Genomic DNA, 16,345 nt, shown 5'->3' with positions numbered 1-16,345 from the left:
GCTTTTCGAGAATTCTTTTTTAAATAATCAGCTAAAAAACGTTGAAAAGGCTAGCTAAAAAGTAATAACGAGTTGTAATTTACAATTTTGAGTTTGCAAAAACTTTACCTAATAGCACCTAAAGGGGTGCGAAACTTCAGTAATAACCTAGTTTATCAATCTAGGGAACTAGGTCAAGCCCCCTTGCTTCCGGTCCCTCAGAAAAAGGGAATGAACCTCAGGGCAAAGTTGGATTTCTTAGTAAAAGATGGATTATTCTATATAACGATTATTTCATTATTGCTTAAATCTATTCTTTTTATTGGTTTGGTTAATAATGATGGGACACATTTTAGTTCACTCAGTGCTTTTCGTAGTTTTAGTTCACCACCGCCGCTGAGCGTATATGTATTCTTTATTATTATTTTTCTCAGTTTTGCCTATCTTTTTAAAGGGAAACGTCACTATTGGGCATTATTTGGTATTAATTTTATCCTCTCTTTATCCTTGATCGCCGATTTAATGTATTACCGAGGATTCGGAAGTTTCCTTTCACCCTATTCATTAAGTCAAACGTCAAATTTAGATAATCTTTTGTCATCGATCATTTCTATGCTTCGTTCGATTGACTTGTTTTTTGTCGTTGATTTAATGGTTATAGGCCTTATTGGCCTGCGCGTGTCTAAACTTTATATCCGAGCGGAAAGAAGCTTTTTATTGTTTTTTCTTTTACTCGGTCTTTCAATATCCGGTATTTATTATCAGCATGTCCAACTTGACCTCAAAGGAAACGATGATACCATGCTTTTCAGAGTAGCATGGGCACCGAATCAAACATTAACGAATTTATCCCCTTTTGGATATCACCTTTATGATGCTTATAATTACTTAAAGGATACAAATGAATACACACTAACGACCCAAGAAATAGAACAAATGAAAATTTGGTTTGATGATAAAAATGAGGACTTACCGCCAAACCAATATGCCGGGCTTTTCAAAGACAAGAATTTGCTCGTTATTCAGGTTGAATCCCTGGAGAACTTTGTTATCAATCAATCAATAAATGGGCAGGAGATCACCCCTAATCTCAACAAATTACTTTATAACAGCTTTTACTTTTCAAATTACTATGAGCAAGTTTATAACGGAAATAGTTCAGATGCGGAACTGATGACGAATACTTCAGTATATCCTGCACGCAACGGAGCAACGTTCTTTCGCTTTCCCCAGAATACGTATAATTCATTACCGAAGCTTTTACAAGACCAAGGTTATAGCACCCAAGCCATTCACGCAGATAAAGGCGCTTTGTGGAATTGGCAGAATGCGCTTGAGGGGATTGGTTTCGAGAAGACGACAGATGCCTCTTACTTTAATCAAGATGAACAGATTGGGTTAGGAGTAAGTGATGGAAGCTACCTAAAGCAAGTCATTCCGCTTATTACGCAAGAAACAGAACCGTTCTATACTTTTATGGTAACGTTATCGAGTCATAGTCCTTTTGATTTACCGGAACAGTTTCAAACGATGGATCTCGAGGATCAGTTCAATCAAACTAAGTTAGGGGGCTATTTCCAAAGCATTCATTATACCGATGAGCAACTGGGAATCTTTATGAATACGCTTGAAGAAAAAGGGATTCTAGAAAATACCGCCGTAGTTATCTATGGAGATCATACAGGGGTGCATAAATATTATGATGATGAAGTTCAAGCGATGAACGATCCTGAAAGTTGGTGGCTTGATAACTCTAAACGTGTTCCCCTGATCATCTATAACAAAGACTTAACAGGCCGGGAAGTCGAGACCACAGGCGGACAAATTGATCTTCTGCCTACCATAGCCTATCTGATGGGAATTCCTGAAAAAGAATACAACAACACGACCTTCGGACGGAATCTCTTGAATACTCAGAGAGATTTTGCAGTTCTTGCGAATGGAGAATATATTGGAAAGCCTGTTTCAGAAGAGAATCAGAATAAGAAAATTCAGGGGTTAGCCCTATCTGACCTAATTCTCAGAAGTAATTATTTTAAAGAATGAAAATTAATATAGGCTGGTAAATTTAATTATTCTTGACGAGTATGTTTATGATACGAGCCTTCCATAATATAAAGGAAACTTTGTTCAGGTCGAGCTAAAACTTGATCTTGGGTTAAGTTGAATGGATATAGGGAAGAAGGAGTGTCATGCTCATGCTAAAAAACGACGAAGGTCTTGAAGAAGGGTATAGAAATTCGGGAGTTGAAAATATCAAGGAGTTAGGACAGATTCAGATTCCGGAACCGACAGAAAATATTTTTTGCCTGACTGTTGTTGGTCAGATTGAGGGACATCAGATTTTACCCGCACAATCTAAGGCGACAAAGTACGAGCATGTGATTCCGCAATTGGTCGCGGTGGAGCAAAATCCAAAGATCGAGGGACTCATTATTATTCTAAACACTGCCGGAGGAGATGTAGAAGCGGGTCTGGCAATCTCCGAGCTGGTGAGCAGCCTTAGTAAACCCAGTGTATCCTTAGTTCTGGGAGGCGGACATAGTATCGGGATCCCAATTGCCGTCAGCAGCAGTAAAAGTTTTATTTCTCCGACAGGGACGATGACCGTGCACCCGATTCGTTATACCGGTTTAGTGATCAATGGGCATCAACAGTTTTCGTATTTGCAAAAGATGCAAGAGCGAATTAATAGCTTTATTATTCAGCATTCAAAAGTATCGGAAGAACAATTGAAAAAATTGATGTTTGCGACGGGTGAATTAGCTCAGGATATCGGAACAATTTTAATTGGTCAAGATGCTGTTGACGTTGGCTTAATTGATGCTGTCGGCGGTTTAAAAGAGGCCTATGCCGAAATGAGAAGTTTGATAGAGAAGCAAAAAGGGATTTAAAGGATGAAAAACGGGCATTGATGCCCGCTTTTTCGTACAATAATACATTATAAAATGCACAAATTAAGTTTCTATATTATACTATTAAGAGATGATAAACAATTAGGTAAGATATGGATATTCTCAAAAGAAGGTGTGGGGGAATTATTGTGGCGAAGCGAAAGACACCACGCCGCACGGTTAAGAAAAGACCAACATTAAAAGAAACGGTACAGCATGAAGTTGTTGGGATATTGGCTTTGGGCTTGGCAGCTCTGGGAATTGTCTTGCTCTATTCTAAATCGAGCGGATTTATCGGCGAAAAGTTAAACTATGCTCTGACTGTTTTGGCAGGAGGAGGGAGGATTTGGGTTCTTATTCTTCTCGGACTTTGGGGTTTCGCATATATGAATCAACGCCATCGGAATAATGGGTGGCGGATTGGCGGCATACTTTTACTATGGTTTGTTCTGGAGGGAGTTCTTCATTTTCAGCTTCCGGGAGTCGCGGCTTTCTCTCCTGCCGATCTCTGGCAGGCCGGCAAAGATGGGCTGGGTGGGGGCATAGTTGGGGCAGGTATTGCTATTGTTCTGAAATCTTCGGTAGGGATTGCCGGAGGCTATGTTATTTTGATCATGTTAGCTTTGATAGGTGCCTTACTTGCCACTAACCGTTCGCTGATTGATGAAATACATGATGCGCAAAAAATGACTGAACATATCGGAGCGTGGATAAAGGAACAAATAGGAGAATTTATCTATGTTGTTCAAGATCCCGAGGCCGAAGAGGATGAGATCGATAATCAGGAAACGGAAACAACTGTGAAACAGAACCTTAAGAAAACGATAAAGGGGTCTAAGAAAAAGGAAATCAAGGATACATCCGGCAATAAGGCTCTTGATCCTGATGTTGTGGAACGTCCGTTGATTATTCAAACGTTGCATGATAGTGACGATTTAGCAGAGGCAGAAATGGAATCCCCAAAAATCGAAGATGAACCCAGACAATCTAGCTTTGAATTCACAGAGGCTAAAGATACCGGAACCGTGAATCACGATCAAGGGGATATCATGCCTCCCGGCAAACTGACCGGAACCCCGATTTCACGGCAGATCCAGAAAGATAACGCAACATATCAATTACCGAATTTAACCTTATTGCAGAAGTCGCTTAAGGTAAAAAATTCACGAATTAATAAGGATCTTGCTGATAATGTTAAAATCCTTGAGGATACTTTGGGCAGCTTTGGAGTTAAAGTGAAAGTCACCCATGTTACCCAGGGACCTGCTATTACGCGCTATGAAGCACAACCTGCTCCGGGAGTAAAAGTAAGCCGTATTACCAACCTTGCTGATGATATAGCCTTAGGCTTAGCTGCATCAGATGTTCGGATTGAAGCTCCGGTTCCCGGAAAATCGGTCGTCGGAATCGAAGTGCCAAACCGGGAGATTTCGATGGTTCATTTCAGGGAAGTCCTAGAAACGCCTGAATTTCAAAATGCTAAGGGCAAATTATCCGTAGCTTTGGGTAAGGATATTACCGGTACTCCGATTATTGCGGACTTAACAAAAATGCCCCATCTACTGATTGCAGGGGCTACCGGTTCCGGAAAATCAGTTTGTGTGAACACGTTAATTAACAGTATTTTATTTAAAGCGCGTCCGGACGAAGTCAAATTTTTACTCGTTGATCCTAAAATGGTTGAGCTCACGAATTACAATGGGGTTCCCCATCTTATTGCTCCGGTCGTAACAGACCCAAAGAAAGCAGCAGGGGCGCTTAAATGGATTGTTACGGAAATGGAAACACGGTATGAGTTATTTGCAGCTTCAGGAGTTCGTGATATCGTACGCTATAACTTCTTACAAACCCAAGAAAAGAAAGAGAATGTGCCTCCTTTACCATATGTTGTTGTGATAATTGATGAGCTTGCTGATTTAATGATGGTTGCACCGGGTGATGTTGAAGATTCGATCTGTCGCTTAGCTCAGATGGCGAGAGCAGCAGGTATTCATCTTATTATTGCAACTCAGAGACCTTCTGTTGATGTCATCACAGGATTGATTAAGGCCAACATTCCTTCGCGAATCGCTTTTGCCGTTTCGTCACAGACGGATTCACGAACAATCTTGGATATGAATGGGGCGGAAAAACTATTAGGACGAGGGGATATGCTTTATTCACCCATGGGTTCCAGTAAACCTGTTCGTGTTCAAGGCTGTTTTCTGGCGGATAAAGAAGTCGAAAACGTGGTTCGGTTTTTACAAAGTCAAGCTGCTCCCGAATATCAAGAGATCCCAAACATTGAAATTGGTAACAGTAAAGTTGAAACGGCAGGGGACGAGCTCTTCCATCAAGCCGCACTTTTATTTATCGAATCCGGAAATGCCTCTGTTTCTTTATTGCAAAGGCGCTTGAGAATTGGGTATACGCGGGCGGCACGTCTTATGGATTTATTAGAGGAAAAAGGCGTTGTTGGAGAATATGAGGGTTCCAAACCTCGTGAAGTTCTTATCACGAAAGGTCAATTCGAACAAAAATTTGGTTTAATGGATGAAATTGTCGGCAAATAGTTGCGGATTTGGCGGGCAGGCATTATGATTAAAGAGAATACAGTCTATCCAGAAGGGATTTTTTATGATTAACGAAATTGTTGTAGATGAATTGGAGAATTTAAAGAATCCGATTCTTGTTGATGTACGCTCTGAAGGAGAATATCTGGAAGACACTATACCGGGTGCGCTTAACCTGCCCCTTTTCAATAATGAAGAAAGGGCTCGTGTGGGAACTACTTATACTCAAATCTCTCCGGCCATGGCAAAGGAAGAAGGATTAGAAATTGTTGGTCCTAAATTGCCTGACTTGGTTAAACAAGCCCAGCTTTGGGCGGAAGAAGGCCCTCTTGTTCTTTTCTGTTGGCGCGGCGGGATGAGAAGCAAATCCGTAGCAACGGTTTTGGATTTGATGGGAGTTTCTGTTTACCGTCTGCAGGGAGGGTATAAGTCTTATCGAAAAAAGATCGTTGAGTTTTTTGAACAGGATCCGTCATTTAGCTTTTTTGTTCTCAGAGGAAATACCGGGGTAGGTAAAACGGAGATCCTCAAGCGTTTAAAAAGTGATGGATATCCGGCGATCGATTTGGAGAAATTAGCGAATAATCGTGGCTCAGTTTTTGGAGATGTTGGGTTAGGGTCAGCTCCTTCACAAAAGAAATTTGAATCCTTGCTCTATGAGGAGTTAATGGAGATCAAAGCCAAGGGCCATTCGTATATCATTGTCGAATGTGAGAGCAAACGCATTGGTCGTGTTACCTTACCGATGAAGTTTTACAAAGCAATGCAGCAAGGCACGCAAATCCTTATATATGATTCAATCTCTAATCGTGTAAATCGGCTTCTTCGGGAGTATACCGAAATTCCTAATGCGCTGGATCAAATCCGGGCAGCTTTCGCGCGTCTTGAGAAAAATTTGGGTCATAAGAAAATCGAACAATATAATTTACTATTAGATGAAGGAAAATTAGAAGATTTCACGATAAATCTGCTCGAATATTATGATGCCCTTTATGGATATCCTAATAAACCAAGTTCTGAGTATGTATTCGAGGTGAATCAGACGGCTCAGGATCAAGCAATACGGAATTTGGAGGATTTCCTGGAAAAGAGCGCAGCACTACCCGGGACTCCGGTACAAGATGAAATTTCTAATATCGCAAAATAATTCTAGTAGAATTATTTTGCGCGTTTAAGTTATTCGGAAATATTTTACTTGGGCTGGTAAACAGTCCTTTGACGTGAGCTAAATATTAAGGAGGGTTTTGAATGGCAGGCGAGGGAAAACTCCTTCAGGCAGCACGTGAAGAAAAAGGATGGAGCTTAATCCAAGCTGAGGATATAACAAAAATCAGAGTACGTTATCTTGAAGCTATGGAAAATGAGGATTATAGAATTTTGCCTGGCGCAACTTATGTTAAAGGCTTTTTACGGACTTATTCTAAATATCTTGGGATAAATCCTGAGGATGTGCTGGAACTCTATAAAGAGAGTCAGCCGGTTCTTCAACCGAAAAGTGAACCCGTTGAAAGAAAAGTTATTCACTTTAAAAGACCTGTATGGTTTCGTCCGGTAACGGCGGTATTATTGGGTTTTCTTGCATTAGGAACAGTGGCAGGGATTGCGTTTTTGAGCAACAAGCCGCAAGGGGAAGTACCAACGGCAGACTATACGCCTGTACCTTTGCCGAGCGCTCCTCAGACGGAACCTAAAAGTACGGAAGAGGTTACGCCTGCTCAACCCCCGGCGAACACACAGACCCCAGCCAACGTTGTTGAAGCGACCTCAGACGGCTTAAAAGCCCAAATTGTATTTACCCAAACTTGCTGGTTAGTCGTTAATGTTGATGGAAAACCGGCACTTGAAGGAACGTTTTCCTCGGGAACAACAAAAGAACTGACGGCAGCGGAGAAAATCGAATTTGTTACGGTTGGTAATGCCGGAGGAGTAACAATCACTCTCAATGGGAAGAGTATGCCTAGTCTGGGGGCATCCGGACAAGTGGTTCGCAATGTCGTTTTTAATAAAGAAACCTTAAACCAAGTTTCAGCGCAAATTCAAACCGCTAAAAACCCTTAATTTTAACAAAAAACATAAAATTACGACCTTAAATAAGGAGAGAATGAATTTGGCTAAAGAATCATCATTCGATATTGTTTCCCAGGTTGAAATGCCGGAAGTGAGCAATGCTGTTCACCAAGCACAAAAGGAAATTGAAAAACGTTTTGATTTCAAAAACAGCAAATCTTCAATCGAAATTCAAGACGATAAAATTATCTTAGTTTCGGATGATGATTTTAAATTGCGAAATGTTGTCGATATTCTTGAGAGTAAACTTGTAAAAAGACAAGTTTCCTTAAAGGCGTTGGATTATGGCAAAGTAACGTCTGCCGCAGGCGATACAGTTCGTCAAGAAGTGAAATTGGTTCAGGGTATTTCACAGGACAAAGCCAAGCAAATCAATAAATTGATCAAAGAAAGCAAGATTAAGGTATCAAGCTCTATTCAAGGAGATCAACTTAGGGTCTCCGGCAAGGACAAAGATGACCTTCAGGCTGTAATTGCTCTCCTCCGCAAGCAGGATTTAGGAATTGACCTGCAATTTATCAATTATCGATAAAGGAAAATAGCATTAGAAGACGTTTTAGGATGGTGCTGTTGCGCGATGGACCTTCTGTTCACAGTGCAACAGCCCTTTGTAATTTAAACTGAGCAATAGAACTGGAGTGATATTCATCAAAAAGCCACAGTTTTTACCGATAAGTCAAGAAGATATGAAAAAACACGGGTGGAAGGAACTGGATTTTCTGCTCGTTACCGGGGATGCTTATGTAGATCATTGTTCCTTCGGAATCGCAATAATTTCCAGGATACTCGCAAAAGAGGGGTATAAGGTAGGGATTATTGCTCAACCGGATTGGAAAGATCTCGAATCCTTTAAAATTTTAGGACGTCCTCGATTGGCTTGCCTTATTTCGGGAGGAAATCTCGATTCCATGGTTGACCACTACACCGCGGCAAAAAAAAGGCGCTCCAAAGATGTTTATTCTCCCGGCGGAAAACCGGGATTAAGGCCGGATCATTCTACTGTAGTCTACTCCAATCGTGTCCGTGAGGCTTATCCCGGACTTCCTATTGTGATTGGGGGGATCGAAGCGTCTTTGCGTCGGTTTGCTCATTATGATTTTTGGAGTAATAAGGTCAAAAATTCAATCCTTATGGACAGCCAGGCGGATATCCTCGTTTTCGGAATGGGTGAGAAGGCCATTATCGAAATTGCTAAGCAATTAAATGAGGGGATTCCGGTTCGTGATATTCAAGGGATTCGGGGTACAATGGTTCATTGGAAAGATGAGCTGCCTGAAGGGGTTATTGAACTTCCCTCATATCAAGAGGTTGCAGAAGATAAACGCAGGTATGCCGAAGCGTTTTGGATTCAATATAACCAACAGGATCCTATTCGTGGCAAGGCCATGTTCCAAGCGCATGGCAAGGGAGGAGTTTTACAATATGCTCCCGGATATCCACTCACACAGTCGGAGATGGATGCGGTTTATGCCTTGCCTTACGTGGGGACCTATCATCCGAGCTATGAAAAAGACGGCGGAGTTCCGGCTATTACGGAGGTCGAGTTTAGCTTAGTCAGTGCACGGGGCTGTTATGGTTCCTGCTCTTTTTGTGCGATTACCTTTCACCAGGGCAGAATTGTACAAAGCCGCAGTCAAGAATCCATACTTCGGGAAGCAGAGCGCTTAACGTGGCATCCCAATTTCAAAGGGTATATTCATGATGTAGGTGGACCTACCGCCAATTTCCGGCGTCCTGCGTGTGAGGCGCAGCTTAAGCGGGGTGCTTGTCCTCACCGGCAATGCCTTTATCCCTCGCTGTGCCCGCAAGCCGATGTGGATCATGGAGAATATATTCAACTATTGCGGCGTTTGAGAAGCTTACCTAAGGTTAAGAAGGTCTTTGTTCGTTCGGGGATCCGATATGATGCAGTCCTTGCTGATAAGAATACCGACTTTTTACGTGAGCTTTGTCAATATCATGTTAGCGGACAATTAAAAGTAGCCCCCGAGCATGTCAGCGACCATGTACTTCAAAGAATGGGTAAACCGGGAAGAAAGGTTTATGATACCTTTGTTAAGGAATTTAAGGATATTAATAATGAATTAGGTAAGAAACAGTTTCTGGTTCCTTACCTAATGTCTTCCCATCCGGGAAGCGGTCTGCGCGAGGCGATTGAATTAGCGGAATATGTCCGTGATATGGGGGTTAATCCGGAGCAAGTCCAGGATTTTATTCCGACTCCGGGAACTCTTTCAACCTGTATGTACTATACAGGAATAGATCCGTGTACAATGGAAAGTGTCTATGTTCCTCGAAGCATGGAAGAAAAAGCGATGCAGCGGGCTTTGATTCAGTATCGAAATCCGAAAAATTACGGACTCGTTGAAAAAGCATTGAAGAGGGCTCATCGTGAGGATCTTATTGGCTATGGACCAAAATGCCTGATCCGTCCCAGAAAAGGAGCACAGTCAAAGAGTATTCAGAAGAGTACAGGTAATACTAAGAATACGAGGAAGGTAGAGAACCTCGGCCGACCGAACAGAACAAAGTTTAAGAAACGCCATACTAAATAATTGCGCCAAACTCGTCTAATAGGGTATCTTCGATTTCCTCAAAAGCAAGAACCCCTAATTCCTTATTGAAAGTCGGTTCAAAATCTAAAAAGTCCTCTGCCGTGGGGCGCACATCCGAATAGAACTTGGAGAAAGAAAACCAAGCACCCTTTTCATCCTTTCGGAGATATTGAAGGTTATAAAATTCCGAATCGTCCAGATGACTCTGAAAAACGATGGATTGGCCTGGGATGACAAAAATCACAGTTGCATCCGCGTATTTACGGTTAATGAATTTCCAAAAAAAGCCCTCGATCAGAGATGCAAAATCCTGAGAACTTTCCTCTTGATCTTCCCAAGTAAAATTTATGGAATTGAGATTCTTTTCTTCCATCATATCAGCTAAGTCATCAATTCGAGAAACAACCGGCGAAGGCAGAGAATACTGGTCACAAAGTTTATTGCCGCAGTGATAGACGGGTACTTGGTGAATATGGCCTAAACCTTGGGCCAAGTCAATCGGGATCGTCCGCTGGGTTAAATAACCCGTATCTCCGCAACCGCATAAATCAAGGGGAGAAAGTTCTTTCATTGTTAAAAACGCCTCACTCATAAAGTATTCAAGTCTATTATACACAAATATATTATAGAAATAAATTTCCCTTCTAAAACTCAACGTTCAATATAGTTCCAATATAGTTTTTGACCGTTAGAAGAAGTTGGTTTATACTATTAGAAGAATGCATGAGCTTAAGTAGATATTGGGGTGCAATTTTGAGTAAACAAGTCGCAATTGTAACATTAGGATGTCCGAAAAATCAAGTTGACAGTGAAGTCATGACAGGTTGGATCAGTGAAAAATATGTTGTGGTTCAGAAACCCGAACAAGCAGATATTATTGTCGTTAATACATGTACATTTATTGATAGTGCAAAAGAGGAGTCTGTTGATACTATTCTTGAAATGGCGCAGTACAAACAAGAGGGTCATTGTCAGACTTTGCTTGCGGCAGGCTGTTTAGCTCAACGCTATGGTGATGAGCTGATGGCAGATATTCCTGAACTTGATGGAATTTTAGGAACAGGCAATCTGGCAGAGATACTTGAAGTCATTGAAGAGGCTCAAAATCATAAAACCAAACATGTGAATCAAGAAGCTCCTCAGTTCATTTATAATGAAATAATGCCAAGGCAGCGCTTTTCTCCGAATCATTATGCCTATGTAAAAGTAGCCGAGGGATGCGACAACTTTTGCACCTATTGTGTTATACCAAAGGTAAGAGGACATTTTCGAAGCCGGACTGAAGAATCTATTTTACGTGAAGTTCAGCAGATGGCTAAAGAAGGCGTTAAGGAAATTCTCCTGATTGCCCAGGATACAACACGGTATGGTAAGGATCTTTATGGAGAATTCAGGCTGCCTTCTTTAATCCGGAAGGTTGCTGAGATTAAAGGAATAGAGTGGATTCGTCTGATGTATTGCTACCCCGATTTGTTTACCGATGAGCTTATTCAGGTTATGAAGGAAACTCCGAAGGTTTGCCGCTATATCGATTTACCTCTGCAGCATGCGGATAATCAGATCTTGAAAGAAATGAATCGTCGGGGAACAAGTGAAGAATCGGAAGAATTAATTCAAAAATTACGTCAAGCCATGCCAGATATTCGAATCAGAACAACGATGATTACGGGTTTTCCGGGAGAAACCGAAGAACAGTTCGCTAATTTACTTGCTTTTGTTAAGCGGGTTCGTTTTGATCGTTTAGGTGCGTTTGCGTATTCACAAGAAGAATCGACACCGGCGGCGCAGCGGGAGGATCAGATTCCGTTAGAAGTGCGTGAAAAACGACGGGACGATCTAATGCAGCTTCAGCAGGAGATTGCCCTGGAATGTCAACAACGTTGGATTGGGAAAACATTAAAGGTTTTAGTTGAAGAAAAATTACCGGATGGACGTTTCTTGGGGCGTACGGAAGGAGATGCGCCTGAAATAGATGGTTCGGTTTATATTAACTCCTCACTGGAACTGGAAATAGGTGAATTTAGTCAAGTCAAAATCCATGAAGCGGATAGTTATGATTTAATGGGAGATGTTGTTCCGTGAATTTGCCCAATCGACTGACATTAGCCCGTATTATATTAATACCGATTTTTATGGCCTTTTTATTGATTCAAGATGCAAAAGGTCATACAATTTTTCCCTATCAAGATATTGTCGCCGCAGTCATTTTTATTCTGGCCGCAACCACAGATGGGTTGGATGGCTATATTGCCCGTAAACGCGGCCAGGTTACGACTCTTGGTAAGTTTATGGATCCTTTAGCAGATAAACTTCTTGTATCGGCCGCATTGATTTCCTTGGTTGAACTTGGAGATGTGCCGGCTTGGATTGCTTGGGTGATCCTTGGACGGGAGTTTGCCGTTACCGGATTAAGAGCAATTGCTTCGGCTGATGGAGTTGTTATCGCTGCGAGTAAGCTTGGGAAGATAAAAACGGTTACTCAGGTCATTGCAATTTCAGCCATACTTCTAAAAGATTGGCCGTTTTCACTTATACATATTCCTATAGGTCAGCCTTTCCTCTATATCGCCCTATTTTTTACGGTACTTTCGGGAGTAGATTATATGGTAAAAATGAAGAAGCTATTCCGCAAGTAAAATAAAGGAATTAGGAAAATAGTAAGAAGGATTCTCTTAAATGATGAATCCTTCTTTATTTTTCCTCAGAACCCAATATACACTGATTGAGGCAATATTTATATGACCGATATATATATATTCAATGCTATAATGTGATATATACTCAGATGACATATCGGAGCGCTTATTTCGATCAATTCGTGAAACGGAGGGTACACACGGCTATGATGAGACAGAGAATTATGAGAGTTAGTCTTGTAAGTATTCTCGTTTTTGGTCTCTTATTGGGCGGCCAAATTATCTATAGAAATACTTATACTAATGGACAGTTGAACAAAAATGGGCGTCAGATACCCGGTGTCGTTTCGGCTGAACTAATATCTGAAAATGGGCAAAAAGTCCTTGAAGTGACGACTAACCATATAGAAGATTTTGAAAAAGCAGGACAACAGCTTGAAACACTCGCAGGAGAGCATCCCATTCGTATTAAGGATCAGAGAACGCCGGAATTAGAGAAACTTATGTCCCAAATGCAATTTTCGCTGCAAGAAGGTATTGTGCGCGGTAATTTTACACAAATGGAAGAAATGTTACAGCAACTGGCGTCTCAAGCTGGGGTAACTCTTGAGCTGTCGATGGACAGTGAAGGAATTTATGTAAACTTAACCCAAGGACAAGCCCAATTACTTGAAGTTGTCGAACGCCCCGGTCAAGGAAAGTATCTACAGTCGGAAGGTCAGTAAGAGGTGAGGAAAAATGGGGATTGATATAGCATTAGGCACCGGAATTGGAATTTTCTTTTTCTTGGGGGTGATTGGTTATAATGTATTTCCTTTGGGGCTTGTAGGCATTGGGGCATTTATTATCTGGAAAATGGTCATCCAAAAACAAGGATTAAATACAGCGGGAAGAGGAATTCAAATCTCTGATACTTCTGTAGATTTTGAGGATATCGGCGGTCAGAGCGCTGCTAAAAAGGAATTGAAGGAAGCTTTAGATTTTCTGTTATATTCAGAACGCATGAAGGAACTGGGAATTCGTCCGCTGAAGGGAATTCTCTTATCCGGTCCGCCGGGAACAGGCAAAACCCTTTTAGCAAAGGCCGCCGCACGCTATACTAATTCAGCTTTTATTGCCATATCGGGCAGCGAATTTGTGGAAATGTATGCAGGGGTCGGTGCCGAACGCGTTCGCAAATTATTCCGCAGAGCTAAAGATCTGGCACGCAAAGAAAAAAAGTCGAGCTCGATTATATTTATTGATGAGATTGATATTCTTGGAGCGAAGCGTGGAAGTAATGTATCACACCATGAATATGATCAAACCCTAAACCAGCTTTTGGTTGAAATGGATGGATTGGGGATAGAACAGGATATTCAAATATTGGTACTCGCAGCGACGAATCGCTCTGAAGCCCTTGACCAGGCGTTGCTGAGACCGGGCCGCTTTGATCGCCAAGTTAAAGTTGATTTACCGGATAAGGAAGGTAGATTGGCGATTCTTAACATCCATACCCGCAATAAACCGTTAGCAAAAGATGTTGATCTAGGTAAGATTGCTCAAGAAACATTCAGCTTTTCTGGGGCACATCTTGAAAGTGTTTCGAATGAAGCCGCTGTTTTTGCATTACGTGATGACGCTCAGAAAATCGAGATGCGGCATTTCCGTGAAGCCGTGGAAAAAGTATTATTAGGAGAAAAACTTGATCGTAAACCGACTGAGGAGGAATTACAACGGGTAGCAGTTCATGAAAGTGGTCATGCTTTACTTGCAGAAAGTGTTCATCCTCATTCGGTTTCCCAGATTTCCATTCGTTCAAGAGGAAATGCTTTAGGGTATGTCCGCCATTATCCGAAAGATGATCTTTATCTTTATACCCAAGGGATGATCGAAGAGCAAATAATGATTGCCCTGGCCGGTGCATTAGCAGAAGAAGCCATTTTAGGGGTGCGCAGCACAGGATCAGCAGGAGACTATGAACAATCTTTGCGATTAGTTGAAAAAATGATCGCTTCAGGTATGTCAGAGTTAGGGATTGTCGATGTAAATAAACTGAGTGCAGATCAAAGGGTGAAAGTGACCCACGATATTCTCAATACACTTGAGGCAAGAACCCGGGAGATCATAACCCAAGGAAAAGCGGTACTACGAAAGGTTGCGGATGTTTTACAAGTGGAGGAAAGTATCTGCGGGGAAAAACTCCGTTCTTACCTCAATACGGTAGCGTAAATGGAGAAGATTGTTGCACGATGAAATAAATGTTTGTCGTGCGGCAATCTTTTTTTAAGGTTATTAAAGGATAATAATTTTATGATAAGAAATAATTAGGAAAGCAGTGGGAATCCTTAAAAGAAGGAGAATCCCTGATAGATGGATAAAAATGCATTAGTTTGCGTTTAATGGTGGAGAGTGATAAAATATTATGAAAGCTGAAATTGTCGCTACGGGTACCGAGATACTACTCGGACAAACTCTAAATACCAGCGCCCATTATTTAACGGGCCAATTATCAGAGCTTGGAATTGAAGTCGATTACCATACCACAGTGGGGGATAACCGTGAACGCCTTGAACAGGTTCTGGAGCAGGCTATTAACCGTTCGGAACTGGTCTTGACGACCGGTGGAACAGGACCCACTGTTGATGATATGACAAAGGAATTAGTCGCTAAGGTTCTAGGCTTGAAATTACAGCTCGATCCTGGAAGCTTGGAGCGAATCCAGCACTTTTTTTCGAGCCGTGGCTCAGTTATGCCTAAAACCGAAGAAAAAGAAGCCTATTTCCCTGAAGGTTCAATAATCCTTAAAAACGATTACGGGACCGCCCCAGGTGCAATTATCCGGCACAAGGGAAAGATGGTTGTGATCTTGCCTGGCCCCCCCGCTGAAATGACACCCATGTTTGAGCAATTCGTATTGCCAATATTGGTAAGGTTCGTTGCGAACGATACGAAACGGATGTATAGCCGGGTGGTTAAAATTTTTGGTTTGGGAGAATCGGAGATCGAAGAAGCCTTACAGGATTTGATGGGAAATGATCAACTGGGGATGACGTTGCTTGCCAAACATTCGGAAATGCATGTCCGCTTGGTTGTACGCGAAAAGAATGAACAGGAAGCTAAAGTACTTTTAGATAAGACGGAGCGGATCATCAGGGAACGTTTGAAAGCTGGGGTATTTGGAACGGATAATGAAACCATGTTGGGAATTGTAAATGGACTTTTAAAATCCCAGCAAAAAATGATCTCTACAGCGGAATCATGTACGGGAGGACTGCTGGGAGCAATGTTAACGCAAGAGCCCGGTAGTTCTGAATTTTATTTGGGTGGGGTCGTAAGTTATTCTAATTCATTAAAAGAGAAGTTTCTGGGAGTTAATCCCCAAACATTGCGAACGTATGGTGCGGTTAGTCCAGAAACGGCATGTGAGATGGCTGTAGGAGTGAAAGAGCGAACGGGGTCTGATCTTGCGGTCGGAATTACAGGAATAGCCGGTCCAGGTGGTGGAAACGATGAAAAACCGGTAGGCTTAGTCTATATCGGATTGGCCACACCGGAAGGCGTCCAAGCGAGCAAATTTCAGTTTCATGGTCAGAGGGAGTCAATTCGGCAATTGTCGGTAAAGGCTGCCCTAGATTTAGTTCGTCAATTTATGTTAAAGGTTGAAAGGAGCACATTATAGT

General features: G+C 41.8%; 13 protein-coding genes. 12 read left to right on the top strand and 1 reads right to left on the bottom strand.

The features are described from left to right. Nucleotides 1–210: 210 nt before the first annotated feature. From VB077_RS06540 to VB077_RS06510, 7 genes are all read left to right on the top strand, one after another. Nucleotides 211–2,025: an LTA synthase family protein gene (locus tag VB077_RS06540; protein ID WP_323414420.1), complete on the top strand. Its 1,815-nt coding sequence runs from the start codon at nucleotides 211–213 to the stop codon at nucleotides 2,023–2,025. Nucleotides 2,026–2,177: 152 nt separating this feature from the next. After that, nucleotides 2,178–2,873: a ClpP family protease gene (locus tag VB077_RS06535; protein ID WP_323414419.1), complete on the top strand. Its 696-nt coding sequence runs from the start codon at nucleotides 2,178–2,180 to the stop codon at nucleotides 2,871–2,873. Between the two features lie 149 nt (nucleotides 2,874–3,022). Further along, nucleotides 3,023–5,425 carry an FtsK/SpoIIIE family DNA translocase gene (locus VB077_RS06530; protein WP_323414418.1) on the top strand — a complete coding sequence of 801 codons (2,403 nt, stop codon included), beginning with the start codon at nucleotides 3,023–3,025 and terminating at the stop codon, nucleotides 5,423–5,425. Between the two features lie 64 nt (nucleotides 5,426–5,489). Next, nucleotides 5,490–6,572 (top strand): tRNA 2-selenouridine(34) synthase MnmH, encoded by a 1,083-nt coding sequence (gene mnmH / locus VB077_RS06525; RefSeq protein ID WP_323414417.1) that lies wholly within the window; start codon nucleotides 5,490–5,492, stop codon nucleotides 6,570–6,572. Between the two features lie 101 nt (nucleotides 6,573–6,673). Beyond that, nucleotides 6,674–7,483: a RodZ domain-containing protein gene (locus VB077_RS06520; RefSeq protein ID WP_323414416.1), complete on the top strand. Its 810-nt coding sequence runs from the start codon at nucleotides 6,674–6,676 to the stop codon at nucleotides 7,481–7,483. Nucleotides 7,484–7,532: 49 nt separating this feature from the next. Then, the gene (locus tag VB077_RS06515; protein WP_323414415.1) at nucleotides 7,533–8,024 is read left to right on the top strand and encodes a YajQ family cyclic di-GMP-binding protein; all 492 of its coding nucleotides are present in this window, start codon (nucleotides 7,533–7,535) and stop codon (nucleotides 8,022–8,024) included. 154 nt (nucleotides 8,025–8,178) lie between these two features. Further along, nucleotides 8,179–10,047 carry a YgiQ family radical SAM protein gene (locus VB077_RS06510; RefSeq protein WP_416337036.1) on the top strand — a complete coding sequence of 623 codons (1,869 nt, stop codon included), beginning with the start codon at nucleotides 8,179–8,181 and terminating at the stop codon, nucleotides 10,045–10,047. Here the strand turns inward: VB077_RS06510 and VB077_RS06505 are convergent. Then, entirely contained in the window at nucleotides 10,040–10,618 is a 579-nt protein-coding gene (locus tag VB077_RS06505; RefSeq protein WP_323414413.1) for a hypothetical protein, read from the bottom strand. The genes VB077_RS06510 and VB077_RS06505 overlap by 8 nt on opposite strands. A 182-nt stretch (nucleotides 10,619–10,800) precedes the next feature. Between VB077_RS06505 and rimO the strand changes: the two genes are divergently transcribed. The 5 genes from rimO (at nucleotide 10,801) to VB077_RS06480 (ending at nucleotide 16,344) form a co-directional block, all read left to right on the top strand. Next, nucleotides 10,801–12,129 carry a 30S ribosomal protein S12 methylthiotransferase RimO gene (gene rimO, locus VB077_RS06500; RefSeq protein ID WP_323414412.1) on the top strand — a complete coding sequence of 443 codons (1,329 nt, stop codon included), beginning with the start codon at nucleotides 10,801–10,803 and terminating at the stop codon, nucleotides 12,127–12,129. Then, nucleotides 12,126–12,683 (top strand): CDP-diacylglycerol--glycerol-3-phosphate 3-phosphatidyltransferase, encoded by a 558-nt coding sequence (pgsA, locus tag VB077_RS06495; RefSeq protein ID WP_323414411.1) that lies wholly within the window; start codon nucleotides 12,126–12,128, stop codon nucleotides 12,681–12,683. Before rimO ends, pgsA begins: the two co-directional genes overlap by 4 nt. A gap of 206 nt (nucleotides 12,684–12,889) precedes the next feature. Continuing rightward, nucleotides 12,890–13,408 carry a hypothetical protein gene (locus tag VB077_RS06490; RefSeq protein WP_323414410.1) on the top strand — a complete coding sequence of 173 codons (519 nt, stop codon included), beginning with the start codon at nucleotides 12,890–12,892 and terminating at the stop codon, nucleotides 13,406–13,408. A 13-nt stretch (nucleotides 13,409–13,421) separates the two neighbouring features. Beyond that, nucleotides 13,422–14,894: an AAA family ATPase gene (locus VB077_RS06485; RefSeq protein WP_323414409.1), complete on the top strand. Its 1,473-nt coding sequence runs from the start codon at nucleotides 13,422–13,424 to the stop codon at nucleotides 14,892–14,894. Nucleotides 14,895–15,087: 193 nt separating this feature from the next. Further along, nucleotides 15,088–16,344, top strand: a complete 1,257-nt coding sequence (locus tag VB077_RS06480) for a competence/damage-inducible protein A (protein ID WP_323414408.1) — start codon at nucleotides 15,088–15,090, stop codon at nucleotides 16,342–16,344. Nucleotide 16,345: the final 1 nt, after the last annotated feature.

The organism is Desulfitobacterium sp., assembly GCF_034927245.1.
Taxonomy (GTDB): Bacteria; Bacillota; Desulfitobacteriia; order Desulfitobacteriales; family Desulfitobacteriaceae; genus Desulfitobacterium_A.
The sequence above is the reverse complement of the archived record's forward strand: the minus strand, read 5'-3'. Positions and strand labels throughout refer to the sequence as shown.

What these genes read in the sequence shown, in the direction of transcription:
- VB077_RS06485 (WP_323414409.1), top strand. Translation starts at nt 13,422, where the DNA reads ATGGGGATTGATATAGCATTAGGCACCGGAATTGGAATTTTCTTTTTC.
- VB077_RS06510 (WP_416337036.1), top strand. Translation starts at nt 8,179, where the DNA reads ATGAAAAAACACGGGTGGAAGGAACTGGATTTTCTGCTCGTTACCGGG.
- VB077_RS06480 (WP_323414408.1), top strand. Translation starts at nt 15,088, where the DNA reads ATGAAAGCTGAAATTGTCGCTACGGGTACCGAGATACTACTCGGACAA.
- mnmH (WP_323414417.1), top strand. Translation starts at nt 5,490, where the DNA reads ATGATTAACGAAATTGTTGTAGATGAATTGGAGAATTTAAAGAATCCG.
- VB077_RS06505 (WP_323414413.1), bottom strand. Translation starts at nt 10,618, where the DNA reads ATGAAAGAACTTTCTCCCCTTGATTTATGCGGTTGCGGAGATACGGGT.
- VB077_RS06540 (WP_323414420.1), top strand. Translation starts at nt 211, where the DNA reads ATGAACCTCAGGGCAAAGTTGGATTTCTTAGTAAAAGATGGATTATTC.
- VB077_RS06520 (WP_323414416.1), top strand. Translation starts at nt 6,674, where the DNA reads ATGGCAGGCGAGGGAAAACTCCTTCAGGCAGCACGTGAAGAAAAAGGA.
- VB077_RS06535 (WP_323414419.1), top strand. Translation starts at nt 2,178, where the DNA reads ATGCTAAAAAACGACGAAGGTCTTGAAGAAGGGTATAGAAATTCGGGA.
- VB077_RS06490 (WP_323414410.1), top strand. Translation starts at nt 12,890, where the DNA reads ATGATGAGACAGAGAATTATGAGAGTTAGTCTTGTAAGTATTCTCGTT.